Raw genomic sequence first — 26,407 nt, forward strand, 5'->3', positions numbered from 1 at the left:
CTGTGACGCACGTCACCGGATCGATCTCGGGAGCTCCCATGCCACGCACCACCCGTCCTGCCCGTCCCGCCCTCCTCGGCCTCGCCGTCGCCGCGGTCCTCGCCCCTCTGGCCGCCGCGCCGCTGGCGACCTCGCCGGCCGCCGCCGACCCGGCGTCCGCAGCCACCGCGACCGGCACCACCACGACGGGGTCGCCCGGTGCCCCGGCCGCTGACCCGCGGCCGGCGGCGCGGGCCCGGCACTCGCTGCGCGGCGACCTGACCGACCAGAGCTTCTACTTCGTCATGGGCGACCGGTTCGCCAACGGCGATCCCTCCAACGACCGCGGCGGCCTCGAGGGGGAGCGCGAGGTCACCGGCTTCGACCCCACCGGCAAGGGCTTCTTCAACGGCGGCGACCTGGTCGGCCTGCGCGAGCAGCTCGACTACGTGCAGGGCCTCGGCACCGACGCGATCTGGCTGACGCCGGTCTTCAAGAACAAGCCGGTGCAGCTGGAGGACGGCCCCTCGGCCGGCTACCACGGCTACTGGATCACCGACTTCACCCAGGTCGACCCCCACCTCGGCACCAACGAGGACCTCGCGGCGCTCGTCGACGCGGCCCACGAGCGGGGCATGAAGGTCTTCTTCGACATCATCACCAACCACACCGCCGACGTCATCGGCTACGAGGAGGGTGCGCGCACCGCCTACGTGCCCAAGGACGTCGAGCCCTACCGCACCGCCGGCGGCCGGGCCTTCGACGACCGCGACGTCGCCGGCCGCGCCTTCCCCGAGCTCGACGCCGCCACGTCCTTCCCCTACACCCCGGTGCTGGAGGAGGGCGAGGAGGACCTCAAGGTCCCGGCGTGGCTCAACGACCCGCGGATGTACCACAACCGCGGCAACACCACCTTCACCGGCGAGGACAGCCAGTACGGCGACTTCTTCGGCCTCGACGACCTCTTCACCGAGCGGCCCGAGGTGGTCGAGGGCATGCTCGACATCTACCGCACGTGGGTCGGCGACTTCGGCATCGACGGCTTCCGCATCGACACCATGAAGCACGTCAACGACGAGTTCTGGCAGGAGTTCGGCCCCGGGATGGTCGACTACGCCCGTGCGCAGGGCAAGGACGACTTCTTCATGTTCGGCGAGGTCGCCCTCGACGGCAGCGGCACCGCGGCCAAGGCCTTCACCTCCCGCTACACCACGACCGACCGGATGCAGTCGGTGCTCGACTTCCCCTTCCAGGACGCCGCCCGCGGGTTCGCCTCGCGCGGGGGCTCGGCCGCGGCCGTGGCCCGCTTCTTCACCGCCGACGACTGGTACACCGACGCCGACTCGAACGCCTACCAGCTGCCCACCTTCCTCGGCAACCACGACATGGGCCGCTTCGCGCACTTCCTGCGCGCCGACAACCCGGGCGCCGACGACGCGGAGCTGCTGCGCCGCGACGTCCTGGCCCACGAGCTGATGTACCTCTCCCGCGGCAACCCGGTCGTCTACTACGGCGACGAGCAGGGCTTCGCCGGCGAGGGCGGCGACCAGCTGGCGCGCCAGACCATGTTCGCCAGCCAGGTGCCGGAGTACGCCGACGACACCCAGCTCGGCACCGACCGCACCGGCGCCGACGACAACTTCGTCACCGACCACCCGCTCTACCAGGCCATCGCCGGTCTCGACGCGCTCACCGAGGAGCACCCCGCCCTGCGCGACGGCGCCCTCCAGGTGCGCCACGCCGACGACGGGCCGGGCGTCGTGGCCTTCTCCCGCACCGACGCCCGCGAGCAGGTCGAGTACGTCGTGGCCGTCAACAACTCCACCGAGGCACGCACCGCAGCGGTCCCGACGTACGCCGCTCGCGCCGGCTTCCGGCTGGTGCACGGCGACGGGCCGGCCGACCTCGTGACCGGCCGCGACCGCAGCCTGCCCGTCGAGGTGGGCCCGCTGTCCACCGTGGTCTACCGCGCCACCCGCGCGCTGCCGGCCTCGACCCGCGCGCCCCGGATCGAGCTGGACCGCCCCGCGCCCGCGGCCGCCGCCCGCGGCCGGATGCAGGTGCGCGCCGACGTCGACACCACCTCCTTCGCCGAGGTCACCTTCCTGGCCCGACGAGCCGGCGGGTCGTGGCGCTCGATCGGCACCGACGACTCCGCGCCCTACCGCGTCTTCCACGACACCAGCGCGCTGCCCACCGGGGCGCGCGTGGACTACCGCGCCGTGGTCCTCGACAACGCCGGGCACACCCGGTCGAGCCAGGTGCGCGCGGCCCGGGTCGCCGCTCCGGCGCTCACCCTCGACGCCGGGGCCGACGAGGCCGGCACGGTGAGCAGCATCGACCCCGTGACGGTGACCGCGGGCGTCGACCCCGAGCGAGCCGACCAGCGGGTGCGCTTCGAGCGACGCGTGGGCGCCGGCGACTGGACCCGCCTGGGCGTCGACTCCTCCTCGCCCGTCTACACCTGGCGCGACGACGTGACCCAGCTGCCCGTCGGCTCGCGGGTCCGCTACCGCGCCACGCTGCTCGAGCCCGGGACCCCCGCCGTGCGCAGCGACGTCGTCACGGTGCGCACCGCCGAGCCCGTGGCCCAGCGCGACAGCGTGGTCGTGGCCGGCGACCTGCAGAGCGAGATCGGGTGCCCGGGCGACTGGGACCCCGCCTGCGAGCAGAGCCGGCTGGCCTTCGACCCCACCGACGGGCGCTGGCACGCGAGGTTCGCGCTGCCGGCGGGCTCCTACAGCTGGAAGATCGCGGTCGACGGCGGCTGGGAGGAGAACTACGGCGCCGGCGGCGCGGCCGGCGGCGACAACCTCGCCCTGGACGTGCCCGCCGGCGGCGGTGACTACCTCTTCACCTGGGACCAGGTCAGCCACGTGCCGTCGGTCGAGCCCGCGGGCTGAGCGCCCGGTGCGAGCCGGGCCGCGACGACTCGCGGCCCGGCCCGGTCACCGGCCCGGTCACCGGCCCGGTCACCGCCGGGGTCACCCCCAGCGGCTCGGCCCCCGGTCGTCGCGGCCGGGAGCGCCGCCGGGCGGCGGGTCCTCGGGCGGCATCCGCCCCTCCTCCTGGAGGGTCTGGACCACCGCGTCGTCGGTGATGTCCCCGCCGGGGTCGTGCAGGCGCTCGGTGACCTGCTCGCGCTCCTCGGGGGAGAGACGGGCGATGCCTTCCTCAAGGTTCTCGTAGTTGCGGCTGGCCATGGCCCAGAAGGTCGGGTGCTCGAAGACGCGACGCACGCTCTGCTCGCCGCCGAGCACGCTCACGCACAGCCGGCGCAGGTCGGGGTCCTCGGTGCGTCGCGCGATCACGGCGAGCGTGGCCCGCAGCTGGCGGGCCTGGCGCTGGTCGCCGCGGGTCATCGCGTCGATGCCGGAGTAGTCGGGCTCCGTGGGGCCTCCGGTGGCGCTCATCCGGGGACGCCGTTGGTGAAGGGGATCGCCGGGAACCGGTCGGTGGTGTCGGTGTCCTTGAAGGCCTGGTCGACGTAGAGCACCAGCCCCACGAAGCTCTCCACCACCGTGGCGATGTTGCCGGTGTACTTGAGGAACAGCGCGATGGCCTCGCGGGTCACGAAGACCTGGTAAGCGCCGATCGCGGCGATGATGACGTTGATCCCGGGCACGCTGGCCAGGCACCCCGCGGCGGCCAGCTCGGCCACACAGATGAGGACCTGATCGATGGCGGTGGCCAGCGCCCCGCCGACGACCTCGGCGATCTGGGCGCAGCACTGCACGAGCTCGGCGTACTTGGCGCCGAGCTCGTCGAGCTCGGTGGCGTGGTCGGTGATCGCGCCCGACAGCTCCATGAAGTAGGCCTGGGCCGCGTCGGCGGCGTGACCGCTCCAGGTCGAGCGCACGGTGACCAGACCCTGCTCGAGCGCGGCGGCGAGGGCGCGGTCGAAGTCGGCCAGCGCCTCGGCCGCGTGGCCGGCCTGGGCCAGCTCGTCGTAGTCGCCGAGGACGGACTGGGTGAGCTCCTTGACGGGGTCGAGCCCCAGCACGCTGGCGATCTTCATGGCCATGCCGGCGATGGAGAACCACCCGGCCTTGTCCATGATCCAGTGCACCATGTCGGGGATGGGCGCGTCCTTGGACGGCGTGGCCGACAAGGCCGAGGTGGTGTCGCCGGCGTCGGGCCGCCTGCCCGTCGACTCCGGCATCGGCGGGGCGGCCGTGCCAGGGAGGACCCCGTCCATCCGCGCCGACTGCGCGTCGTCGGTCTGGCGGTAGATGCCGGCCGCCTGTCGCAGCGAGATGCCGCACCCGCCGAAGACGAAGCTGAGCTGCTGGTAGGAGGCGTCGAGGCGCTCGACGACGCCGCGGTTGGCGAGGTAGATGTCGGCGAAGAGGTCGCCCTCGTCGTGCGGCACCCCGGAGTAGGAGGCGACGTAGGACTGCGCCTCCTGGCAGGCGCCGCTCATGGTGGCACCACCCCCGTAGTTGGTGAGGAAGTCGGCGAACGCGTCGATGTCGGGGGGGACGACCTGGAAGGACATGGCTGCTCCTGGGCTGGGTGACCGGACGGGCGGACGGCCACCCGTAGGGTCTCCTCGTGGCGACCACCTCAAACGACCTCGTCGGCCGACCCCACTCCACGCAGCGGATGGTGGCCGTGCTGCCGGGTGTGCCGATGCTGCTCATCGGTCTCTTCCTGGTGGCGGTGCGCCTCAACCCCGTCGGACTGGTGCTCGTCGTGCTCGGCTTCGCCATGGTGTCGAACCTGTGGCGCAAGGTGACCGTGCACGAGGACCACCTCGTGGCGCAGGGCCGCTTCTCGCGCCGCCGCCTCGACCTGCGCGAGATCACCCAGGTCGGTCTCTCGACCTTCGCCGCCGCCTGGGTGCAGCCGCGCCACGGCAAGGCGATCCAGCTGTGGATGATCTCCGAGGGCGACGACATCGTGAACCCGGGCCGGATGGGCTTCATCCGCCAGCTGCGCGAGCGTGCGGCCCGCGCGGGCGCCACCCTCGAGCCCGAGCTGCAGGAGCCGACCGACCCGGTCGAGGCCGACCGCTGGTTCGGCCGCTGAGCCGGGGGCGGCCCGGCCCGGCCCGGACGCGACGAGGCCGCCCACCGGGAGTCCCGGGGGCGGCCTCGTCGTACGACGTCCGGCCGGTCGGCCGGGGTCGGGTCAGCTCTTAGCGACGGCCTTCTTGAGCTGGGCGCCGGCCTTGAACGCGGGAGCGGTGCTGGCCGCGATCTCCATGGTCTCGCCGGTCTGCGGGTTGCGGCCCTGGCGAGCCGAGCGCTCACGGGTCTCGAAGGTGCCGAAGCCGGGGATGGTGACCTTGTCACCGGCGGCGAGGGCCGAGGTGATGGAGTCGATGACGGCGTTGACGGCCTTGTCGGCCTGGGCGCCGGTGATGTCGGCGGCGGACGCGACGGCGTCGCGGAGCTCGGTCTTGTTCATGGTGGAACCACCTCTCGGGTGCGGAGCACCCCGGTCGAGTATCGGATGACGCGACGACGACGGGGCTCGTCCACAGGGTTGTGGGGCCTGCGACCGGTGCCGTCGTCGTACGGCGCAGCCTCGATCCCACCGCGCCGAGGGGGCTCCTGCCAAGTCGACGCACCGGTCACGGGCCCGCCGTCGGGCCGGAAGAGCCCGATCTGGCGCGGATTTGACCCTCCGCGGGCGCCTCGGCGTCGGCGGCGGACGTCCGCGCACCGCGGACGCCGTGGACAGCGCGTTGTGACGCCCACCACCACGCCGTAGGTTCGGGGGATCGCGGCCCGGCAGGGGCCGCCCGGGCGAGGAGGTGCCGTGGCCGAGCGCGAGAGCTTCGACTACGTGGTCGTGGGAGCCGGCAGCGGCGGAGCGGTGGTGGCCGCCAGGCTGACCGAGGACCCGTCGGTCTCCGTGCTGCTGCTCGAGGCGGGGGGAGCGGCCGACGCCGACGAGATCACCATCCCCGCGGCCTTCGCCAACCTCTTCAAGACCCGGTGGGACTGGAACTACACCACCACCGAGCAGAAGCAGCTCGAGAGCAGGCGTGCCTACTGGCCGCGCATGAAGGCGCTCGGCGGCTGCTCGTCGATGAACGCCATGATCTACATCCGCGGCAACCACGCCGACTTCGACACCTGGCGCGACGCCCACGGCGCCACCGGCTGGGGGCACGCCGACGTGCTGCCCTACTTCGTGCGCTCCGAGGGCAACACCCGCCTCGGCGGGCCCCACCACGGCCAGGACGGCCCGCTGCACGTCGAGGACCGCCGCTACACCCACCCGCTGACCCACGCCTTCGTCGACGCCGCGGTCGCGTCGGGCTTCAAGCCCACCGACGACTTCAACGGCGCCGAGCAGGAGGGGGCGGGGCTCTACCAGGTCACCCAGCGCAAGGGACGGCGCTGGTCGGTGGCCAAGGCGTACCTCGAGCCCGCCGCCGACCGGCCCAACCTGACGGTGCGCACCGGGGCCTTCGTGGAGAAGGTGCTGGTCGAGGGCGGCCGGGCGGTCGGGGTCAGCTACCAGCAGGGCCCGACCGTGCGCACGGCGTACGTCGACGCCGAGGTGGTGCTCGCAGGCGGCGCGGTGAACTCCCCGCAGCTGCTGATGCTCTCGGGCATCGGGCCGGGGGCCCACCTGCGCGAGGTCGGCGTCGACGTGCTCGTCGACCTGCCGGGCGTGGGCCAGAACCTCCACGACCACCCGGCCGTGCCGCTGGTCTTCCGCACCCGCGACACCACCGACCTGATGGACCACAACACGCTGGTGCAGTTCGCCCGGGCCAAGGCCACCGGCACCGGGCCGCTGGTCTCCAACATCGGCGAGGGCGGCGGCTTCTGGCGCACCCGCGACGACCTGGCCGCACCCGACCTGCAGGTGCACGTGGCGCCGACCGGCTTCTACGACAACGGCCTGCACGAGCCCACTACCCGCAACGTCACCCTCGCCCCGACCCTGGTGCACGTGGCCAGCCGCGGCTCGGTGCGGCTGCGCTCGACCGACCCGCGCTGGCACCCCGACATCGACCCGGGCTACTACGACGACCAGGCCGACCTCGACGCCATGACCGCGGGGGTGCGCCGGATGCTGGAGGTCGCCGCGACCGGGCCGCTGGCGGCCCACGTCGTCGGGCCCGGCCTGCCCACGATGCAGGGCTGGGGCGCCGACCCCACCGACGCGCAGATCGTGGAGCACGTGCGCGCCCAGACCCAGACCCTCTACCACCCCGTCGGCACCTGCGCGATGGGCTCCGACGAGCGCGCCGTGGTCGACCCCGAGCTGCGCGTGCGCGGCGTCGAGGGCCTGCGCGTCGCCGACGCCAGCGTCATGCCGATGGTCACCCGCGGCAACACCAACGCCCCCTCGATCATGATCGGCGAGCGCGCCGCGGACCTCCTGCGAGGCCGCACCGCCGCCGGGAAGGACCACCGATGAGCCTCGACACCGGTCTCGACGCCCACGCCGACCCCCACGCCGAGGGCCTCGGCCTGCCGGAGGGCCAGGGCGGGCCCGCCGACGGACCGACCTTCGACTCCCTCGACCCCGCCACCGGCGACGTCGTGGGCACCCACCCGGTCGACGACGCCGCCGCGGTCGACGCCGCGGTGGCCCGCGCCCGGCAGAGCGCGGGCTGGTGGGCCGCGCTCGGCTTCGACGGGCGCAAGGAGGTGCTCGCCCAGTGGCGCGGGGTGATGACCCGGCGCCTCGGCCAGCTCGCCGCCGTCGTGCACGCCGAGACCGGCAAGCCCCACGCCGACGCCGCCCTCGAGATCGGCCTGGCCATCGACCACCTGGCCTGGGTCGGCGCGCACGCCGAGAAGGTGCTGGGCCGCAAGCGGGTCTCACCCGGCCTGCTGCTGTCGAACCAGACGGCGTCGGTGGAGTACCTCCCGCTCGGCGTGGTCGGCGTCATCGGCCCGTGGAACTACCCCGTCTTCACGCCCATGGGCTCGATCGCCTACGCCCTGGCCGCCGGCAACGCCGTGGTGTTCAAGCCCAGCGAGCTCACCCCCGGCGTCGGGCGCTGGCTGGCCGACAGCCTGCGCGAGGTCGTCGGCGACCGCGCCCTGCTCCAGGTCGTGACCGGCTTCGGCGAGACCGGCGCCGCGCTGTGCCGCGCCGACATCGACAAGCTCGCCTTCACCGGGTCGACGGCCACCGGCAAGCGGGTGATGGCCACCTGCGCCGAGCGGCTCACGCCGGTGGTGATCGAGGCCGGCGGCAAGGACGCCCTGCTGGTCGACGCCGACGCCGACGTCACGGCCGCCGCCGACGCCGCGGCCTGGGGTGCCTTCTCCAACGCCGGGCAGACCTGCATCGGCGTCGAGCGGGTCTACGTGCACGAGCAGGTCTACGACCGCTTCCTCGCCGAGCTCAGCGACCGCGCCCGCGCCGTGCACGCCGGCAACGACCCCGCCGCCAAGCTGGGCCCGATGACGATGGCCAGCCAGGTCGACGTCGTGCGCAGCCACGTCAGCGACGCCCTGCAGCGCGGCGGGCGCGCGGTCGTGGGCGGGGAGGACACGGTCGGGGAGCGCTTCGTGCAGCCCACCGTGCTCGTCGACGTGCCCGAGGACTCCCTCGCCGTCACCGAGGAGACCTTCGGGCCCACCGTGACCGTGCGCAAGGTGCGCGACATGGACGAGGCGGTCGCGCTGACCAACGCCGGCAAGTACGGCCTGGGCTCCACGGTCTTCTCCGCCAAGCGCGGGCCCGAGATCGCCCGCCGGCTGCGCACCGGCATGACCGCGGTCAACTCCGTCATCTCCTTCGCCGCCGTGCCGGGGCTGCCCTTCGGCGGGGTCGGCGACTCCGGCTTCGGGCGCATCCACGGCCCCGACGGTCTCAAGGAGTTCACCTACGCCAAGGCCGTCACCCGCCAGCGCTTCAAGCCGGTGCTCAACCTGACGACCTTCGACCGCACCCCCGAGCAGGACACCACCTTCGCCACCCTGCTCACCGCGCTGCACGGGCGCGCCAGCCAGCTGCCGAAGAAGCCGCGCAAGCCGCTGCGCACCCGCAAGGACTGAGCCCGCTCCGGTCCGCTCCGGTCCTGCCGGGTCCGGCCGGGTCCGGCCGGGTCCGGTCGGGTCCGGCCGGGTCCGGTCGGGGTCCCGCCGCTGCGTCGGCGGGACCCCGGCCACGGCACGGCGGCTTGGAGCGGCCTGCTCCACTGGTGGGCATGCCCGAGGGCCACTCCATCCACCGCCTGGCCCGGCGCCACGACCGCCTGCTCGTCGGCCACCGCGTCGCGGCCAGCAGCCCGCAGGGCCGCTTCGCCGAGGGCGCGGCCCTGCTCGACGGGCGGGTGCTCGCCCAGACCCACGCCCGCGGCAAGCACCTCTTCCACCGCTACGTCGACCCCGCGGCCTGGCCGCAGGGCCGCGACGCTCCCGCCGGACCCGACGACCGGTGGCTGCACGTGCACCTCGGCCTCTACGGCAAGTGGGCCGACGGCTGCGGTGAGCCCGAGGCGCCACGGGGTGCGCTGCGGCTGCGCCTGGTCAGCGACTCCCACTGGTTCGACCTGCGGGGCCCGACGGCCTGCGAGCTGCTGACCCCGGGGGAGCGCCAGGCGATCCTCGACCGTCTCGGGCCCGACCCGCTCGACCCCGCCTGCGACCCCGCACCCGCCACCCGCCGGATCGGGCGCAGCCGCGCCCCCATCGGCACCCTGCTGATGGACCAGTCGGTCGTGGCCGGCATCGGCAACGTCTACCGCGCCGAGGTGCTGCTGCGCAGCCGCGTGAGCCCCTTCCTGCCCGGGCGCGACCTCGACGCCACCACGTGGAGCCACCTGTGGGAGGACCTCAAGGTGCTCATGGAGGCCGGGGTCAGGGCCGGGCGCATCGTCACCACCGAGCCCGACCACCGCGAGCGGCCGGCGGGGCGCCCGCGTCGCGTCGACGCGACGTACGTCTACGGCCGCACGGGGCTGCCTTGCCGGATCTGCGACACCCCCGTCGAGGCGGCCGAGCTCGGCGCACGGCGGGTGTTCTGGTGCCCCACCTGCCAGCCCGACCCGTGAGCGGCCGCTGAGGCGCGGCGGATCCACGTGAAACATCGCGGCCGCCCGGTTGGGCCCTCTTGCCACCATGGCTGCATGACCTCCCGCCTCCCGAGCCGCCTCCCGAGCCGTCTCGCCACCCTCGCGACCACCGGTCTGCTGGCGGCCGTGCTGGTCGGCTGCGGTGACGAGGACACGGCCGCCACCGGCGAGCCCAACCCCGCCACCCGCACGGCCGAGCCGTCGACAACCGCGTCGGAGGAGCCGGCCGGGGAGGACCGGGGCGCCGACGCCCCGCGCACCGGCGAGGACCTCGACGTCGCCGAGGTCGCCACGGGCCTCACCAGCCCCTGGGGCATGGTGCTGCTCGAGGACGGCGGCGCGCTGGTCAGCGAGCGCGACACCACCGACATCAAGCTGCTGCCCGCGGGCGACCCCGGCCGCCCGCGCGTCGTGGCCACCGTCGAGGCCGCCGAGCCCACCGGCGAGGCCGGACTGCTGGGTCTGGCCGCCACGCCCGACGAGCGCACCGTGCTGGCCTACTACACCACCGCCGAGGACAACCGGATCGCCGCGATGAGCTGGGACGGTCGCCGCCTCGGCGAGCCGCGGGTGATCGTCGACGGCATCCCCGCCGGCGCGACCTACCACCACGGCGGACGGATGCTGGTCGGCCCCGACGGCTACCTCTACGTCAGCACCGGCGAGACCGGCGACGTCGAGCTGGCCCAGGACCCGGAGTCGCTGGGCGGCAAGATCCTGCGCTACACCGTCGAGGGCGAGCCCGCCCCGGGCAACCCCTTCGGCGACGCGGTCTACAGCCTCGGGCACCGCAACGTGCAGGGCCTGGCCTTCGACGACGAGGGCCGGCTGTGGGCCTCGGAGTTCGGCGACGCCAGCTGGGACGAGCTCAACCTCATCGAGGCCGGCGCCAACTACGGCTGGCCGCGGGTCGAGGGCACCGGCGGGGAGCCGGAGTACGTCGACCCCGTCGCCGTCTGGCGCACCGCCGACGCCTCCCCCTCGGGCCTGGCCTTCTGGGACGGCTCGCTGTGGATGGCCGCCCTGCGCGGCCAGCAGCTGTGGGAGGTGCCGCTCGACGGGTCCGGCGCCGGGGCCGACGGGTCGGCACGGACCGACGAGGTCGGGCAGCCGGTCTCGCACCTGGCCGGGGAGTACGGCCGGCTGCGCACGGTCACTACGCTGCCCGACGGCAGCGGGCTGTGGCTGGCGACCTCCAACACCGACGGCCGCGGCGACGTGCGCGGCGGCGACGACCGCGTGCTCGAGCTGACCCGCTGACCGGTCGGTCTCTGGCGCTCGGTCGCAGACCCTCGCCCGTCGACCGGGCGGCCGCTGACTCGCCCGTCGACCGGGCGGCACCGCGCGCTGCGGGATCCGGTCACGAGCGGGCGCGCCACTCCTCGGCCAGCAGGGCGTAGGTGAGGCCGTCGAGCCAGCCGCGCGAGCGGTGCAGCGAGTCGCCCACGGTGCGGGCCTCGCGGCGCATCCCGACGCGCTCCATCAGCCGCCACGACGGCGTGTTGTCGGCGAAGCAGTCGGCCACCACCCGGCGCAGCCCGAGGGCGTCGAAGCAGACGCCGAGCAGCGCCCCGACCGCCTCGGTGGCCAGGCCCTGCCCGCCGTACGCCGGGTCGAGGACCCACCCGAGCCGCGCCTGCGTGCCGGCCGCGCGGTCGGCGACCTCGGTCTGGGCCCAGGCGTCCTCGACGGCGAGCATGAGGTCGCCCACCACCACGCCGGGCCGCTCGCGCCGCTCGACCACCAGCGACGTCGCCAGCCGCTGCGGGCGGGTGAACATCGCGGCGTACTCCCCCGGCCCGAGCGCGGCCGAGGACAGCCACTCGTGCACCTCGGGGCGACGACGGATCGCGTAGGTGGCCGTGACGTCGGCCCGCTCGGCGCGTCGCAGCAGCAGCCGCTCGGTCCTCACCGGCCACGGCACCCGGGTCAGCGGGTCCGACGGGTCGGCCACGGCGTGCTCGCTCACGCCTCGATGGTGCCTGGTCGGGCGGGGGCGGTCACGCGGGTTTCGCCAGCCGGCCGGCGACACCCGCACTGGTCGGCCCACGCGCGAGCCGACATGTGCGGGTCCGGGCCGACAGGTGGGAGGTCCGGGCCGACAGGTGCGGGTTTCACCGGCTGACCGGTGAAACCCGCAGCCCCACGACCCACACCCCACGACCCGCCCAACCACCTCTCCCGCCCCGCGGCCAGGGCCGATAGGGCAGGGTGAGGGGGTGTACTTCATCGGCGTCGACCTCGCGTGGGGCGACCGGAGCCCGACGGGCCTGGCGGTGGTGGACGGGACGTCGCGGCTGCTGCACCTCTCGGCGGTGCGCTCCGACGACGAGATCGCGGAGGCGCTGGCGCCGTACGTGACCGGCGACTGCCTGGTGGCCATCGACGCGCCGCTCGTGGTGACCAACCCGACCGGGTCGCGGCCCGCGGAGAAGGCGCTGAGCAAGGACTTCCGCCGGTTCGAGGCCGGCGCCCACCCGGCCAACACCGGCAAGCCGGAGTTCGCGCACGGCACGCGCGGAGGAAGGGTGGCGGAGCGCCTCGACCTCGACATCGACCCCCGCTCGGCGCGCAGCCGCCGCGCGATCGAGGTCTACCCCCACCCGGCGACGGTGGTGCTCTTCGACCTGCCGCGCACGCTGAAGTACAAGAACAAGCGCGGCCGCGACCTCGACGGCCTGCGCGAGGCGCTGCTGACGCTGATGTCGCACGTCGAGACCGTCGTCGACGTCGACGAGACCTGGCGCGGACTGCGCGCCCAGGTCGAGCAGGCCACGCGCAAGAGCGAGCTGCGGGTGGTCGAGGACCAGGTCGACGCGGTGGTCTGCGCCTACGTCGCGCTCTTCGCCTCCCGCTCGCCCGACCGGGTCACGACCTACGGCGACCTCGAGACCGGCTACATCGTCACCCCCGCGCTGCCCGGGGCAGAGCCGGAGCTGGCCCGCGAGGACGTCGTGCGCGCGGCCGTGCGGGCCTACGACGCCGAGCACGCCGAGCTCCGCCTGGCCGCCGAGGAGGCCGCCGCCCTGGTCACCCGGATCCTCGACGAGGCCGGCATCAACTACCTCACCGTCACCTCGCGGGCCAAGAGCGTCGCGTCCTTCGCCGAGAAGGCGGGACGCACCAGCGCCGGCGTGCCGCTCTACTCCGACCCGCTGACCCAGATCACCGACCAGGTCGGCGTGCGGGTCATCGCCTACGTCGTCAGCGACGTCGACGCGGTGGCCGACCTGCTCGGCGACCAGGTCGTCGTCAAGGACGACCGCGACATGGGCCAGGACGCCATCAGCGCCGGCGGCTTCGGCTACGCCAGCCGCCACCTCCTCATCACCCCCGACCCGACCCGTGAGGGCGACCCGGCGCTGGCCCACCTCGAGGGCCGCACCGCCCAGGTGCAGGTGCGCACCGTGCTGCAGCACGCATGGGCGGAGTTCGAGCACGACATCCGCTACAAGGGCGTCGTGCCCGAGGAGCACGCCGCCGACTTCGACCGCCGCTTCACCCTCGCCGCGGGCCTGCTGGAGTTGGCCGACCGGGAGTTCGCGGAGATCCGCGACCGGCTGCGCGCCGGGCCGCGCGGGTCGGTGGGGACCTCCGAGGACGAGATCGACGGCGACCTCGACCCGCGCCTCGACGCGCGCGAGCTGGCGGCCTTCCTGGCCGGGCAGTACGCCGACGCCGGGTGGTCGCGCACCGACCACTACGCCTGGATCTCCGGGCTGCTGCTCGAGCTCGGGATCACCTCCCTCGACGAGCTGGCCACCGCCCTGCGCCCGGTCGCCGACCTCGACCTCAACGCCCGCATGGACTACCGCTACCCGCCCGGCGCGGTGCGACGCCTCGACGACGCCCTGCTCGCCTCCTTCGGCCAGACCTACGTCGACCTGCACGGCAACGCCCACCGCGTCGCGCTGCTGGCCTCCCGGCTGGAGCGGCTGCGCGGCTGACCCGCGCCCGACCGGCGACCCGCTCCCCGGAGCCGCGCCCGCCCGGGCGGGCGAGGAGCGCGGCGGCGGGGTCGACGTAGGTTCGGGTCATGACTCCCGCACAGCTGCTCACCGACGCCTTCGAGCGCATCCTCGAGGCGGGCACCGCCGCGGTCGACGGGCTCGACGCCGACCAGCTCGCCCACCGCCCGGGCGCCGACGCCAACCCGATCGGCTGGCTGGTCTGGCACGCCGCGCGGGTGCAGGACGACCACGTCGCCGGTGTCGCCGACCTCGAGCAGGTCTGGACCGCGCAGGGCTTCGCCCGCCGCTTCGACCTGCCCTACGACGACGCCGCGATCGGCTACGGCCAGTCCGGCGAGGAGGTCGGGGCGCTGCGGACCGAGGCCGACCTGCTGGTGGAGTACCTCCGCGCGGTGCACACCCAGACCACGGCGTACGTCGCGACGCTCGGCGCCGAGGACCTCGACCGGGTCGTCGACGAGCACTGGGACCCGCCGGTGACCCTGGCCGTGCGCCTGGTCAGCGTGGTCAACGACGACCTCCAGCACGTCGGCCAGGCCGCCTACGTGCGCGGGCTGCTCGGCGCCTGACCCGCACCGCCCGACCCGCACCGCCCGACCCGCGCCGCCCGACCCGCACCGAGGCGGCCCGGGCGGGCGGCCGAGGTCAGCCGAGGTAGCGGACGTCGACCGGGCTCTCGGCCACGGGCACGGCCTCCATGGCGTCGTCGAGGCCGTCGGCGTCGCCGGTGCGGTGCACCCGGAAGGCCCGAGCGTCGGGGCGTGAGGAGACCGCCTCGACCAGCTCGCCGTCGCGGAAGAGCAGCGCGCAGCCGTCGTCGGCGGCGTAGCCGGAGGGCAGGACGCCGCGCCCGACGAGGTCGACGTAGGTCGGCTGCCGCTCGGCCTCGCCGTCGTAGTGCGGGCAGGCGCTGCCGCGCAGCAGCCCGAGCCCGTCGGGCAGGGCGTCGAGCGGGCCCCAGGAGTCGGTGACCGAGCCCTCGAACCAGCAGTTCATGCCGGCGCTGATCCCGGCCAGCACCACCCCGGCCTCCCCGGCCTCGCGCAGCACCTCGTCGAGGCCGTGCAGGCGCCACAGGGCCAGCAGGTTGAGGGTGGAGCCGCCGCCGACGTAGACGACGTCGGCGGCCAGGACCTGCTCGCGCAGGTCGCGCCCGTCGCGGCGGAAGAGGCTCAGCACGTCGGTCTCGGCGCGCTCGGCGAAGGCGGACTCGAAGTCGGCGATCCGGCCCTGGTCGTCGCCGGCGGCCGTCGGCACGTAGAGCACCCGCGGCCGGTCGCCGGCACCGCGCCGGCGGGTGGCCAGCGAGAGCAGGAAGTCGTCGAGCAGCGGGTTGTCGGGCTCCATCAGGAAGCCGCCCCCGCCGAGGGTCAGGATGGTGGTGCTCACGCTCTCTCCTCCTCGTCCTGCTCCCGCTCGACCCGCTTCTTGATGCCGCGGAGCCCGGGGAGCTTGCCCAGCATCTCGTTGAGCTCGCGGGAGACGTCGAGCAGGTCGTGCAGGTCGGGCGCGACGCTGCTCAGCGACTCCAGCATCGGCACGACGTCGGACTCCATCTTCTGCGCCAGCAGGGGCAGTTGGTCGACGAGCGCGACCATCGCGTCGACCTCGTGGGGGTGGGTGGTCTCGGCGAGCCGGTCGAGCACCGGCAGCAGCCGGGTCAGCGGCGGCACGACCTGCTCGAGCAGGGGCTCGACGCGCTCGACCATCGACTCGGCGCGGCCCACGAGCGCCTCGGCACGGCCCACGAGCGGGGCGCCCTCGTCGAGGAGGCTGCCGGCCCGCTCGACCAGCGGCGCCCCGGCGTCCAGCAGCCCGTCGGCGCGGCCGAGCAGCGGCGCGGCCTGCCCGACGAGGCGGTCGGCGCGGCCCAGCAGCGGCTCGACGTCGTCGAGGAGGCCCGCGACCCGGTCGGCGAGCGGCTCGAAGGACGTGAGCGCCCGGTCGGCCCGCGCCCGGGTGCGGTCGACCTCCGCGACCACCTCGTCGGCGGCCAGGCGGGTGGCGTCGACGCGCTCCAGCAGCAGCCGGGCCTCGCCCACCAGCCCCTGGGCCGAGGCCAGCAGCGCCTCGGCGCCCGCGAGCAGGCCGACCACGCGGGGACCGGCGGCCACGGCCTGGTCCACCAGCCACCTGACGTCGGAGGGACCGGGCAGCGGGGGGAGTCTCATCACCTCAACCTAGGCCGCGCCGGCCCGCCCGGCTCCACCCCGGGGGCCGAGGCCCGAGCCGGGTGGCGCCCCCGGTCGCTCAGGTCAGGGGTGCAGCGGTGCGGGTGAGGCGGTAGCGGACGAAGGACGGCACGGCGAGCGCCGCGACCACCGTGCCGACGACCACCAGCACCCCGCCGCCGGCCGCGGCGGCCCCGGCGCCGACCGAGGCGGCGGCCGCGCCGTGGGCGACGTCGGCGATGCGGGGGCCGCCGGCGACCACGACGATGAAGACGCCCTGCAGGCGCCCGCGCACGGCGTCGTCGGCGGCGGTCATCAGCATCGAGCTGCGGAAGGCCGCCGAGGCCATGTCGGCGGCGCCGCCCACCATGAGCATCAGCAGCGCCACCACGAGCATCGGGGTGCGCCACCCGTCGACGCCGGCCAGCAGCACCGCCGTGCCGAAGCCGACGACGGCCGCTCCCCAGACCAGGATGCACACGATGACGGCCAGACCCTGCCGCTCGATGCGCGAGACCCACCCGCTGAGCACGCCGCCGAGCACCGCGCCGGCGGGGATGGCGGCGAAGAGCAGCGCGAAGACGATGCCGCCCTCCTCGGGACCCCCGAAGTCGACCGCGGCGATCTCGGGGAAGAGCGCGCGGGGCATGCCGAAGACCATCGCGATCAGGTCGACCACGAAGGACATCAGCAGCACCGGCTGCTGGCGCAGGTAGGCCAGGCCCTCGACCACCGAGCGCAGGCCGGGGGTGGTCGTGGCCGCGTCGACCACCGCCAGGCTCGGCAGGCCGAGCACCGCGCCGAGCGTGGCCAGCAGGGTGATCGTGTCGATGAGGTAGAGCCACTCGAAGCCCAGCACGGGGATGAGCACCCCCGCCACCAGCGGCCCGGCGATGGCGCCGGCCTGCATGACGGTCATGTTGAGCGAGTTGGCCGCCGGCAGCAGCTCGGGGGGCAGCAGCTTGGGCAGCACGGCGCTGCGGGTGGGCTGGTTGACGGCGAAGAAGGCCTGCTGCACCGCGAAGAGGCACAGCAGCAGCCACACGTTCGTCGAGCCCGCGGCGGCCTGCAGCCAGAACAGCGCGCTGGTGACGATGAGCCCGACGGTGGTGACCAGCAGGATGGTGCGGCGGTCGAAGACGTCGGCCAGGGCGCCGCCGTACAGCCCGAAGACGACCAGGGGCACCAGCCCGAAGAGGCCGGTGAGGCCGACGTAGGCCGAGGAGCCGGTGTCGGCGTAGATCTGCGCGGGCACGGCGACGACGGTGAGCTGGGCGCCGACGACGGTGCCGATGTTGGCCAGCCACAGCCGCTTGAAGTGACGGTTCTGCAGCGGTCGCGTGTCTGCGACGAGGTCCCGGATGCCCACGGGTCGCCAACCTACGTCGGGTCCGCGCTGTTCCCACCCGCGCCCGGGGTGGCCCTCCCCGACGGGCGGGCCGTGGACGGGCCGGCTGTGGACGGGCCGGCTGTGGATGGGCGGGGCAGGGCCGGCGCGCCGCCGGTAGCGTGCCGTCATGACCGCCACCGGCGTCCCCGACGTCCACGCCCCCGACGTCCACGAGCTCACCGACCGCCTGGCCCGCGAGGGCGTCGTGGGCGTCACCATCGGCTGGGTCGACAACAACGGCATCGTCCGCTCCCGCACCGTGCCCACCGCCGAGCTGCCGGCCGCCGCGCGCCGCGGGGTCGGGGTGACGGCCGTCTTCGCGGTCTTCGACTCCCACGACGTCATCACCTTCGCCCACGAGGGACTCGCCACGCCTTCCGGCGACGTGCGGCTCGTGCCCGTGGTCGACCGCGCCGACAGCGTCGTGCCCCTCGCCGGGCAGCCCGGCCTGGCCTGGGTCCACGGCCGCCAGCTCGACGCCGACGGCGACCCGTGGCCCTACTGCCAGCGCAGCGTGCTGGAGCGACAGGTCGACGCCGCCGCCGAGGCCGGCTTCGCGGTGCGCGCCGGCTTCGAGGTGGAGATGGTCGTCGTGCGCGAGGGCGAGGACTTCACCCCCGCCCACCACGGCCCGGCCTACGGGCCCAACGCGCTGCGCGAGGTCGACGAGTTCACCCGTCGCCTGCTGCGCGACCTCGCCGCCGACGGCATCGCGATCGGTCAGCTCCACGCGGAGTACGGCGAGTCGCAGGTCGAGCTCGCCCTCTCCGCGCTCGACCCGCTGGCCATGGCCGACACGCAGGTGCTGGTGCGCCAGACCGTGCAGTCGGCCGCGCGGGCCGAGGGCCTGCGGGTCAGCTTCGCGCCGGTGACGACCGCCGCGGGCGCCGGCAACGGCTGGCACCTGCACACCTCACTGGTGCGCGAGGGCCGCAACGCGCTGACCGGCGACGGCCCCCACGGGCTCTCCGACGTGGGCCGCGGCTACCTCGCCGGCCTGCTGCGCGAGCTGCCCGGGATCGTCGCCGTCACCGCGCCCAGCGCGGGGTCGCTGCTGCGCCGCCGGCCCGGCTACTGGGCCGGCGCCTACGGCTTCTGGGGCGTCGAGAACCGCGAGGCCGCGCTGCGGCTGGTGCCCGCCTCGCGCCTGCTGGGCCCCGAGCACACCAACGTGGAGCTCAAGGCCAGCGACGCCTCGGCCAACCCCTACCTCTCCCTCGCGGTGGTCATCGGCGCCGGCCTCGCTGGGGTGCGCGACGGGGCCGAGCTGCCCGACCCGGTGCAGGAGGACGTCGGCGCCTGGGACGACGCGCGCCGCGACGCCGCCGGGATCGTCGCCCTCGCCACCACCCACGAGGAGCAGCGCGCCCACCTGCTGGGCAGCGCGCTCGTGCGCGACGTGCTCGGCGCCGACCTCCTCGGCGCCTTTGTCGCCTGCCGCGACTCCGACGCCGCCTGGGCCGCCGAGCACACCGTCGAGGAGGTCGTCGCCTCCCACCGGTGGCTGTACTGATGCCCGGTCGACCGGTGCCCGACCGACCGACCCCGGCCCGAACCCAGGCAGGACCGCCCGCGGTGCCGGGGCTGCTGCCCGGCGCCGAGCGCGTGCTCGCGGCCCACGGCCCGGCGCTGCCCCAGCCCGACCAGCTCTGCGGACCCTTCGCCGCCGCCCTGGCCCTGCACGCGGTGCTGGCGTCGCCCGCGTCCACCGGGGCCGCCCCGCCGGCCAGCACCCGGGCCGCGGCGCCGGCGGCGACGCAGGGCCCGGCGCCGTCCCCGGCAGACCCCGCGGTGCCCTCGGCCACGGCGATCGCGGTGGCCGCCGGCACCGCGATCTGGCCCCACGACGTCGCCGACTGGCGACCGGAGGGTGCCCCGCTGCTGCGCACCGGCTGGGACGAGCTGCCCCGGGCCGCCGCGCTCGAGCACAGCGGCACCGACGCGACCGGTCTGCTGCGCGGCGTCGAGGCCGCGGCGGGCGACCGCGTGGTCGTCGTGCCCGTGCCCGGGTCGGCGCTCGACTCCGGCGCGCTCGGAGCGCTGCTGGAGCGGCTCCGGGCGGCCGGGCGGCCCGTGGGGGTGGTCGCCAACGTGCGCACCGGCCCGATCAGCCCGCCCGGCGCCACCTGGGACGTCGGGCACTTCGTCGTGCTGCTCGCCCACGACCCCGAGGGCGGGTCTGGCCCCGGGTCCGAGTCCGGGGGCCGGGCGCTGGTGGGCGACACCTACGCCGAGCTCGGCGCGCCCGGGCTGCCGCCGGGCTGCCGCTGGGTGGCGGTCGAGGCGCTGGCCGAGGCGCTCGCCGCCCCGCCCGGGCGCGGCCTGCTGCTGCTGGCGGGGCGCGAGGACGAGGCGGCCGTGGCCGGCCTCGTCGACGCCGCCGGGCTGCCCCGCGGCGTGTGGGCCACCTGAGCGGGCCCGGCGCCGCGGCGGCGTACGGCGGCTAGCCTGCGCGCATGGTCCTCGAGCACGCCCTGCTGCCCGTCCGCCCCGGTCAGGAGGAGGCCTTCGAGGCCGCGTTCGCCCAGGCGCGCTCGATCATCGCCGCCTCGCCCGGCTTCGGCGGGCTGACGCTCTCGCGGCTCGTGGAGCGCCCCGGCACCTACCTCCTGCTCGTCGAGTGGGAGCGCCTCGAGGACCACACCGAGGGCTTCCGCGGCTCGCCCGCCTACGAGCAGTGGCGCGCGATGCTGCACCACTTCTACGACCCCTTCCCGGTCGTGGAGCACGCCGAGAGGGTGATGGAGGCGTGAGCGCGGCCGCCTAGGGTCGGGGTGTGCGCCCCTTGAACCCGCTGAAGCGAGAGAAGCCCGGTCCGGGACAGGAATCGGTGTGGGACTACCCGCGCCCGCCCGCCCTCGACGAGAGCAAGGAGTCGATCGAGGTCACCCTCGGCGGCGTCGTCGTGGCGCGCACGACCCGCAGCTGGCGGGTCATGGAGACCAGCCACCCCCCGACCTACTACCTGCCCCGCGAGGCCTTCGTCGACGGCGCGCTGCGCGACGCGGAGGGCAACAGCTTCTGCGAGTGGAAGGGCCTGGCCACCTACTTCGACCTCGTCTCCGGCGACACCGTCGCCCCGCGCGCCGCCTGGACCTACCTCACGCCCACCCCCGGCTTCGAGGCGATCACCGGGGCGATCGCGATCATGCCGGCCTCGGTCGACCGGATCACGGTGAACGACGAGGTGGTGGTGCCCCAGGAGGGCGGCTTCTACGGCGGCTGGATCACCTCGCGCGTCGTCGGCCCCTTCAAGGGCGCCCCCGGCACCTGGGGCTGGTGACCCGCCCGGGCTGAGCCCGCCCCCGCCCCCGGCGATCCGGCGCCCGGTGACCCGGCCCCCGGTGACCGTCCCAGGCCACCGCGACCCGCGCGACGCTGGCGCGCGTCCTCAGCCGCCGGGGGCGAACAGGCAGAGCGGGTGGCCCTCCGGGTCGAGCACCACCCGCACGAGGTCCTGCGGCTGGTGCGGCGCCAGCACGGCGCCCAGCTCCAGCGCCCGTGCGACCGCGGCGGCGAGGTCGTCGACGGCCACGTCGAGGTGCGCCTGCATCTGCTGCGCGCCCGGTGCCGGGGGCCAGGTCGGCGGCACGTGGTCGTCCTCGCGCTGGAACGCCAGCCCCGCGGCGGCCGGGTCGACCGCGCCGTCGGGCCCGACCGGCTTGACGACCACCCACCCCGGGTCGGCCGCGCGCTCCTGCGCGCTGTCGCGGTGGCGCCAGCCGAGCAGCGCGACGTAGAAGGCGGCCAGGGCCTCCGGGTCGCGCGCGCCGAGCACTGTCGAGGCGAGGCGGAAGGTGGGCGTCGTCATCCGGTGAACCTACGCCGACCCCGGGCCGGTCCCCCGCCGCCACCACGCCGGCCGCGATCCCGCCCGTCACGCCGCCGCCACGCCGCCGCGGCCGGTCGGCGCCACCTGTCGGCCCGGACCCGCACCTGTCGGCCCGCGCACCGGCCGACTGGTGCGGGTTTCGCCAGCCGGCTGGTGAAACCCGCGCGGCCCTTGTCACCACCACCACCCCGACGTACGCTCACGATATATCGCGAAACACTCGACGACAGTCGGTCGCCGGGCGCGACGGGCGAGAGGAGTCCGGCCATGAGGCACGGATTCGACAAGCAGCAGCAGCGGGAGTGGGCCGACCGCGCCGAGGCGCTCTGGTCCCAGCACCGCCACGGAGGCTGGGGGCCCGGGCCGGGCTTCGGCGGCCCCTTCGGAGCCTTCGGTCCCGGACCGGGCGGACCCGGCGGACCCCGCGGTCGCGGGGGACGCCCCGGCCCCCCGCCGTGGCTCGCGGGCCTCTTCGGCCTCGGCGACCCGGAGGCCTCGCGGGGCCCGAAGGTGCGGCGCGGCGACGTGCGCGCGGCCATCCTCGACGTGCTGCGCGCCGCCGGTGAGGCGGGCGAGGCCGTCAACGGCTACCAGGTGATCCAGCAGATCGCGGAGCGCTCCGGCGACGCGTGGCGCCCCAGCCCCGGCTCGGTCTACCCGACCGTCGCGCAGCTGCAGGACGAGGGCCTGGTGGAGTCCGACGACGAGCGCAGCCGCCGCACCCTGCGCCTCACGCCGGCCGGTGAGGAGTACGTCGCGACGCACCGCGACGAGCTCGACGCCGTCTGGGCGCCCTTCGAGGCCACCGCCCGCGAGGCGGCGACCGGGCCGCGCGTCGACCTGCGCCCGGAGATCGGCCAGGTGATGAGCGCGGTGTGGCAGATCGTCACCACCGGCACCGACGCCCAGCGCCGCGCCGCCGTCGACGTGCTCGTCGACGCCCGGCGCAAGCTCTACGGCGTGCTCGCCGACGGCGGTGACACCGAGGAGACCGGCGAGGAGACCGGCGAGGAGACCGGCGAGGAGACCGGCGGGGAGGCCGGCGGGTACGGCGGCCACGGCACCGGCCACGACCACGTCCGGGGCCCGGCCGCGGAGCGCGCCGAGGGCGCGCCGACCGACCGGTCGCGCGACGGGACCGCCCGGGAGGCGGACGAGTCATGAGCGAGCAGCACCTGCGCATCGGCGACGCCGAGCGGGAGCAGGCGGCGGCCGCGCTGGGCGAGCACTACGTCCGGGGCCGCCTCGACCACGACGAGCACGCCGAGCGTCTCGAGCGGGTCTGGACCGCGCGCACCCGGGCCGACCTCGGCCCCCTCTTCGCCGACCTGCCCGCCCAATGGCCCGACGGCCTCCTCCCGGCGACCCTCGCGCAGCGCTCCGGGTCCGGCGGCGCCGCGCGCGACCCGGGTCGCTGGGTGCCGGGACGCGCGGCGTACTGGTCGGGCGGCCGGGCGCTGCGACCGCGCGGGCTGCCCGCGCCCGTCGTCGCCGTGCTGGCCGTGCTGCTGGTGCTGACCGTGGTCACCCACCTCCCGCTGCTGCTGCTCGGGCTCGGGGCGTGGCTCTTCGTCCACACCCGCCACCGCGCGGCGCGCCCGCAGCGGGCGCGTCGGCCCCAGGCCGGGTGAGCACCGGCCCGTCGTGTCGCGCCGCCGTCGGCGCGGCCGGGCATGATGGGCGTCACACCACCCCAGGAGGACGAGCATGGGCCACCCGCTCACCGCACCGCCGATCCAGCCGGTCCAGCCGGCCCAGCCGGTCCAGCCGGCCCGCACGCCGCCGCACGTGACCGGGGCGTCGCGATGAGCGCGGGCGGGCTGCGGCTGGGCGTCTCCCTGGGCTACTGGGGCGCCGGCCCGCCGCCCGGCCAGGCCGAGGCGGTGGCGCTGGCCGAGGACCTCGGTCTCGACTCGGTGTGGTCGGCGGAGGCCTACGGCTCCGACGCCCTCACCCCGCTCGCCTGGCTCGGCGGGCAGACCTCGACGCTGCGCCTGGGCACCTCCATCATGCAGATGTCCGCGCGCACGCCCGCGGCCACGGCGATGGCCGCGATGACCATGGACCACCTCAGCGGCGGTCGCTTCGTGCTCGGCCTCGGCGCCTCGGGCCCGCAGGTGGTGGAGGGGTGGTACGGCCAGACCTACCCCAAGCCGCTGGCCCGCACGAGGGAGTACGTCGCACTCGTGCGCCAGGCGATCGCCCGCGAGAGGCTCCAGCTCGACGGCGAGCACTTCCAGGTGCCCTTCACCGGCGGCGCCGCGGTCACCGGCGGCGACCTGCCGACCACCGGGCTGGGCAAGGCGCTGCGCTCGACGCTGCACCCGGTGCGCCCCGACCTGCCGGTGCTGCTGGCCGCCGAGGGCCCCAAGAACGTCGCCATGGCCGCCGAGATCGCCGACGGCTGGCTGCCGCTCTTCTACTCCCCGGCCCACGACGAGCACTACCGCGCCGCCCTGGCCGAGGGCTTCGCCCGCCCCGGCGCGCGCCGCAGCGCCGAGGACTTCGAGGTGGCCTGCATGGTGCAGGTCGTGCTCGACGACGACGTGGAGGCCGCCGCCGACACCCTGCGACCCCACTACGCGCTCTACATCGGCGGCATGGGCGCCAAGGGCGCCAACTTCCACTACGACGTCTTCGCCCGGATGGGCTTCGAGGCCGAGTGCGAGCACATCCAGGAGCTCTACCTCTCGGGTCGCAAGGAGGAGGCCGTCGCCGCCGTGCCGCTGGCCATGGTCGAGCAGGTCGCGCTCGTCGGCCCGCGCGACAAGATCGCCGCGGAGCTGCCCCGCTGGCAGGACTCGCTGCTGACCACGATGATCGTGCCGCCCCGCCCCGACGTCATGCGCACGATGGCCGGGCTGCTCGGCTGACCCGCCTGCCGTCCACCGCCGCGGGCGGCTGCACCAGGCTGGGCCGGGCTGGACCGGGCTGGACCGGGCTGGACCGGCCCGGCCTGACCGGGCCGGGCCGGGCCGGGCCGGCCGGGCGAGGAGCAGCAGGGCGAGGAGCAGCAGGGCGCCTAGATCCAGCCCATCCGCCGCGCGATCGCGCAGGCGTCGTGGCGGTTGGCGGCGCCCAGCTTGCCGACGGCGTTGGACAGGTAGTTGCGCACGGTGCCGGGTGAGAGCGACGCGCGCTCGGCGATCTCCTCCACCGGCGCGCCGTCGGCGGCCAGCTCGAGCACGTCGGCCTCACGGGGCGTGAGGGGGCTGTCGCCGGCGGCGATCGCCTCGGCCGCGAGCTCGGGGTCCACGTGGCGCCCGCCCGCGTGCACGGTGCGCACCACCGCGGCCAGGGTCGCGGCCGACGTGGTCTTGGGCAGGAAGCCGCGCACCCCACCGGCGAGCGCCCGCTTGAGGTGACCGGGTCGCCCGTGGCTGGTGACGATGACGGTGGCGCAGCCCGGCAGGTCGGCGCCCAGGCGCTCGGCGACCGCGATGCCGTCGAGCCCCGGCATCTGCAGGTCGAGCACCGCGACGTGGACTTCGGCAGCGACCGCCTGGGCGACCGCCTCGGGGCCCGACGCGGCCTGGGCGACGACCTCGAGGTCGTCCTCCAGGGCGAGCAGCTGGGCCAGTGCCGCCCGGATGAGGTGCTCGTCGTCGGCCAGCAGGACGCGGATCGTCGTGCTCACGGCGTCACCTGCGCGGGCGGGGAGTCCAGACCGCTGACCCGTACGACGAACCGCCCGGTCCCGCCGTCGCCGTCGCCGCCGCTGCTGCCGCCATCGCTGCCGCTGCTGCCGGTGCTGCCGGTGAGGCCCGTCGTACCGGCGTCGAGCCGGGCGCCGAGGGGCGCCAGGCGCTCCCGCAGTCCGGTGAGCCCGCTGCCGGGGGTCGGGCCCGGACCGGCCGGGCCGACCCCGTCGTTGCCGACGACCAGGGCGCCCGCGGCGTAGGTGATCTCGACCCGGGTGGCGGCGGAGTGGCGCAGCACGTTGGTGACGCACTCGCGCACCACCCAGCCGGCCGGCTCGTGCCAGGCGGTGGGGAGGTCGGCGACGTCCAGGGCCACTGCGATGCCGGCCGCGTCGAGCAGCGAGCGCGCCCCCTCCAGCTCCTGGGCGAGGTCGGTGGCGCGGTAGCCGCGGGCCAGGGCGCGTGCCTCGCGCAGGGCGGTGTGGGCGACGCCGCGCACCTCCAGCATGGTCGCGGCGGCCGCGGTGTCGCCGCGCTCGCTGAGCCGGGCGGCCAGCTCCGACTGCAGGGCGATCGCGGAGAGCCGGCGCCCGAGCACGTCGTGCACGTCGCGGGAGAAGCGCAGCCGCTCCTCGGCCACCGCGAGATCGGCCTGGAGGGCGCGGGCGCGGTCGAGCTCGGAGACCACGCCGAGCAGCCACAGCGACACGCGCGCGGTGAAGACGAAGAAGGCCGTGACGCCGGCGGCGCCGAGACCGGCGACGAGCAGCCCGGTGGTGGCCCAGAAGACCAGCCCGAGGCCTGCGACGAGGGCGGCGGAGACCCGGTCGTCGCGCAGCCCGCCGACGCTCCAGCTCAGCACGCTGAGGACGACCATGGCGCCGACCCCGCGCAGCCCGTCGGGCAGCAGCCGGTCGCCGACGAGCACCACCGCGGTGGCCGCCAGCAGGGGGCCGACGCTGCGCCAGGGCACGGGGCGCGCCGCGGGGTAGAGCGCGGCGACGTCGCGCACGACCGGCGTGCCCAGCGCGCAGGTCACCGCGACCGCTGCGACCACGAGCGCCACCAGGGCGGGTGGCTGCTCGCCCCAGTCCGCGGAGCCACGCCACAGGATGAAGCCCGTGCTCGACCAGAGCAGGAGGTAGATCGACTGGCGCGTGTAGAGGTCCACGCGCTCGACCTCGCTGCGCTCCGACCAGCGCTTCCAGCGCCCGCGCCGTGCGGCGTCACGACCTCGGGCGGGGCCCGCGCCCGCGCCGGCCGGCCGCGCGTCGTCGAGAGGGGGGTCGTCGAGAGGGGGGTCGCCGAGGTGGGCGTCGGTCGGGCTCATGGCGTCCTCTCGGGGGAGGGGGGTGGTCGGTGCGCTGCGGGGGAGGGGGGGGCGGCGGCGGGTGCCGCGGGGCGGGCCCTGATCGTGCCGACC

25 protein-coding genes are annotated in these 26,407 nt (G+C 75.6%); 15 read left to right on the forward strand and 10 right to left on the reverse strand.

Annotated elements, in window-relative coordinates:
* The first annotated feature begins 38 nt into the window (after window positions 1-38).
* Window positions 39-2,882: an alpha-amylase family glycosyl hydrolase gene (locus ASF50_RS15810; RefSeq protein ID WP_056905133.1), complete on the forward strand. Its 2,844-nt coding sequence runs from the start codon at window positions 39-41 to the stop codon at window positions 2,880-2,882.
* A gap of 81 nt (window positions 2,883-2,963) precedes the next feature.
* Here the strand turns inward: ASF50_RS15810 and ASF50_RS15815 are convergent, their stop codons facing one another.
* Window positions 2,964-3,392 (reverse strand): hypothetical protein, encoded by a 429-nt coding sequence (locus ASF50_RS15815; RefSeq protein WP_056865074.1) that lies wholly within the window; start codon window positions 3,390-3,392, stop codon window positions 2,964-2,966.
* A complete protein-coding gene (locus ASF50_RS15820) occupies window positions 3,389-4,477 on the reverse strand; it encodes a WXG100 family type VII secretion target (RefSeq protein ID WP_056905134.1) in 1,089 nt (362 codons plus the stop codon). The genes ASF50_RS15815 and ASF50_RS15820 overlap by 4 nt, the downstream gene beginning before the upstream one ends.
* Before the next feature lie 56 nt (window positions 4,478-4,533).
* Between ASF50_RS15820 and ASF50_RS15825 the strand changes: the two genes are divergently transcribed.
* A complete protein-coding gene (locus ASF50_RS15825) occupies window positions 4,534-5,010 on the forward strand; it encodes a hypothetical protein (RefSeq protein WP_056865072.1) in 477 nt (158 codons plus the stop codon).
* Between the two features lie 102 nt (window positions 5,011-5,112).
* Here ASF50_RS15825 and ASF50_RS15830 read toward each other — a convergent pair whose 3' ends face one another.
* Window positions 5,113-5,391, reverse strand: a complete 279-nt coding sequence (locus tag ASF50_RS15830) for an HU family DNA-binding protein (protein ID WP_056865071.1) — start codon at window positions 5,389-5,391, stop codon at window positions 5,113-5,115.
* 354 nt (window positions 5,392-5,745) lie between these two features.
* On the opposite strand from ASF50_RS15830, the gene ASF50_RS15835 reads away from it, so the two are divergent.
* The 4 genes from ASF50_RS15835 to ASF50_RS15850 all read left to right on the forward strand — a co-directional run bounded on the left by ASF50_RS15835 (window position 5,746) and on the right by ASF50_RS15850 (window position 11,239).
* Window positions 5,746-7,365: a GMC family oxidoreductase gene (locus ASF50_RS15835; RefSeq protein WP_056905136.1), complete on the forward strand. Its 1,620-nt coding sequence runs from the start codon at window positions 5,746-5,748 to the stop codon at window positions 7,363-7,365.
* The gene (locus ASF50_RS15840; protein WP_082503285.1) at window positions 7,362-8,960 is read left to right on the forward strand and encodes an aldehyde dehydrogenase family protein; all 1,599 of its coding nucleotides are present in this window, start codon (window positions 7,362-7,364) and stop codon (window positions 8,958-8,960) included. Before ASF50_RS15835 ends, ASF50_RS15840 begins: the two co-directional genes overlap by 4 nt.
* Before the next feature lie 152 nt (window positions 8,961-9,112).
* Complete coding sequence (locus ASF50_RS15845) at window positions 9,113-9,958, forward strand: Fpg/Nei family DNA glycosylase (RefSeq protein ID WP_056905416.1); 846 nt, start codon at window positions 9,113-9,115, stop codon at window positions 9,956-9,958.
* Between the two features lie 75 nt (window positions 9,959-10,033).
* Complete coding sequence (locus ASF50_RS15850) at window positions 10,034-11,239, forward strand: PQQ-dependent sugar dehydrogenase (RefSeq protein ID WP_056905137.1); 1,206 nt, start codon at window positions 10,034-10,036, stop codon at window positions 11,237-11,239.
* Window positions 11,240-11,339: 100 nt separating this feature from the next.
* Here ASF50_RS15850 and ASF50_RS18605 read toward each other — a convergent pair whose 3' ends face one another.
* Window positions 11,340-11,948 carry a GNAT family N-acetyltransferase gene (locus ASF50_RS18605; RefSeq protein ID WP_228942778.1) on the reverse strand — a complete coding sequence of 203 codons (609 nt, stop codon included), beginning with the start codon at window positions 11,946-11,948 and terminating at the stop codon, window positions 11,340-11,342.
* Between the two features lie 250 nt (window positions 11,949-12,198).
* On the opposite strand from ASF50_RS18605, the gene ASF50_RS15860 reads away from it, so the two are divergent.
* The gene (locus ASF50_RS15860; protein WP_056905138.1) at window positions 12,199-13,926 is read left to right on the forward strand and encodes a DUF429 domain-containing protein; all 1,728 of its coding nucleotides are present in this window, start codon (window positions 12,199-12,201) and stop codon (window positions 13,924-13,926) included.
* Window positions 13,927-14,015: 89 nt separating this feature from the next.
* Window positions 14,016-14,519 (forward strand): mycothiol transferase, encoded by a 504-nt coding sequence (locus ASF50_RS15865; RefSeq protein ID WP_056905139.1) that lies wholly within the window; start codon window positions 14,016-14,018, stop codon window positions 14,517-14,519.
* 76 nt (window positions 14,520-14,595) lie between these two features.
* Here ASF50_RS15865 and ASF50_RS15870 read toward each other — a convergent pair whose 3' ends face one another.
* The 3 genes from ASF50_RS15870 to ASF50_RS15880 all read right to left on the reverse strand — a co-directional run bounded on the left by ASF50_RS15870 (window position 14,596) and on the right by ASF50_RS15880 (window position 17,490).
* Window positions 14,596-15,339 (reverse strand): peptidase E, encoded by a 744-nt coding sequence (locus ASF50_RS15870; protein WP_156718342.1) that lies wholly within the window; start codon window positions 15,337-15,339, stop codon window positions 14,596-14,598.
* Window positions 15,336-16,121: a hypothetical protein gene (locus ASF50_RS15875; protein ID WP_156718343.1), complete on the reverse strand. Its 786-nt coding sequence runs from the start codon at window positions 16,119-16,121 to the stop codon at window positions 15,336-15,338. Before ASF50_RS15875 ends, ASF50_RS15870 begins: the two co-directional genes overlap by 4 nt.
* Window positions 16,122-16,200: 79 nt before the next feature.
* Window positions 16,201-17,490, reverse strand: a complete 1,290-nt coding sequence (locus tag ASF50_RS15880) for an MFS transporter (RefSeq protein ID WP_235557709.1) — start codon at window positions 17,488-17,490, stop codon at window positions 16,201-16,203.
* A 148-nt stretch (window positions 17,491-17,638) separates the two neighbouring features.
* Between ASF50_RS15880 and ASF50_RS15885 the strand changes: the two genes are divergently transcribed.
* From ASF50_RS15885 to ASF50_RS15900, 4 genes are all read left to right on the forward strand, one after another.
* Window positions 17,639-19,024: a glutamine synthetase family protein gene (locus ASF50_RS15885; RefSeq protein WP_056905141.1), complete on the forward strand. Its 1,386-nt coding sequence runs from the start codon at window positions 17,639-17,641 to the stop codon at window positions 19,022-19,024.
* A 62-nt stretch (window positions 19,025-19,086) separates the two neighbouring features.
* Complete coding sequence (locus ASF50_RS15890; protein ID WP_056905142.1) at window positions 19,087-19,923, forward strand: DUF6885 family protein; 837 nt, start codon at window positions 19,087-19,089, stop codon at window positions 19,921-19,923.
* Window positions 19,924-19,967: 44 nt separating this feature from the next.
* Window positions 19,968-20,264, forward strand: coding sequence for an antibiotic biosynthesis monooxygenase family protein (locus ASF50_RS15895; RefSeq protein ID WP_056865064.1), 297 nt, complete (start codon window positions 19,968-19,970; stop codon window positions 20,262-20,264).
* Between the two features lie 77 nt (window positions 20,265-20,341).
* Complete coding sequence (locus tag ASF50_RS15900; protein ID WP_235557710.1) at window positions 20,342-20,794, forward strand: DUF427 domain-containing protein; 453 nt, start codon at window positions 20,342-20,344, stop codon at window positions 20,792-20,794.
* Window positions 20,795-20,902: 108 nt separating this feature from the next.
* Here the strand turns inward: ASF50_RS15900 and ASF50_RS15905 are convergent, their stop codons facing one another.
* The gene (locus ASF50_RS15905) at window positions 20,903-21,322 is read right to left on the reverse strand and encodes a VOC family protein (protein WP_056905144.1); all 420 of its coding nucleotides are present in this window, start codon (window positions 21,320-21,322) and stop codon (window positions 20,903-20,905) included.
* Between the two features lie 288 nt (window positions 21,323-21,610).
* Between ASF50_RS15905 and ASF50_RS18610 the strand changes: the two genes are divergently transcribed.
* From ASF50_RS18610 to ASF50_RS15920, 3 genes are all read left to right on the forward strand, one after another.
* On the forward strand, window positions 21,611-22,507 hold the full coding sequence (locus ASF50_RS18610; RefSeq protein WP_082503287.1) for a PadR family transcriptional regulator: 897 nt from the start codon (window positions 21,611-21,613) through the stop codon (window positions 22,505-22,507).
* Complete coding sequence (locus tag ASF50_RS15915) at window positions 22,504-22,974, forward strand: DUF1707 domain-containing protein (RefSeq protein WP_056905145.1); 471 nt, start codon at window positions 22,504-22,506, stop codon at window positions 22,972-22,974. The genes ASF50_RS18610 and ASF50_RS15915 overlap by 4 nt, the downstream gene beginning before the upstream one ends.
* 174 nt (window positions 22,975-23,148) lie before the next feature.
* Window positions 23,149-24,216, forward strand: a complete 1,068-nt coding sequence (locus tag ASF50_RS15920) for an LLM class F420-dependent oxidoreductase (protein ID WP_235557711.1) — start codon at window positions 23,149-23,151, stop codon at window positions 24,214-24,216.
* Window positions 24,217-24,365: 149 nt separating this feature from the next.
* On the opposite strand, the gene ASF50_RS15925 is transcribed toward ASF50_RS15920, so the two are convergent.
* Both ASF50_RS15925 and ASF50_RS15930 read right to left on the reverse strand, forming a co-directional pair.
* Window positions 24,366-24,980 (reverse strand): response regulator transcription factor, encoded by a 615-nt coding sequence (locus ASF50_RS15925; protein WP_056905146.1) that lies wholly within the window; start codon window positions 24,978-24,980, stop codon window positions 24,366-24,368.
* Entirely contained in the window at window positions 24,977-26,314 is a 1,338-nt protein-coding gene (locus ASF50_RS15930) for a sensor histidine kinase (protein ID WP_056905147.1), read from the reverse strand. Before ASF50_RS15930 ends, ASF50_RS15925 begins: the two co-directional genes overlap by 4 nt.
* Between the last annotated feature and the right edge of the window lie 93 nt (window positions 26,315-26,407).

This window comes from Nocardioides sp. Leaf307 (assembly GCF_001423135.1).
In the GTDB taxonomy this organism is placed as follows: Bacteria; Actinomycetota; Actinomycetes; order Propionibacteriales; family Nocardioidaceae; genus Nocardioides; species Nocardioides kribbensis.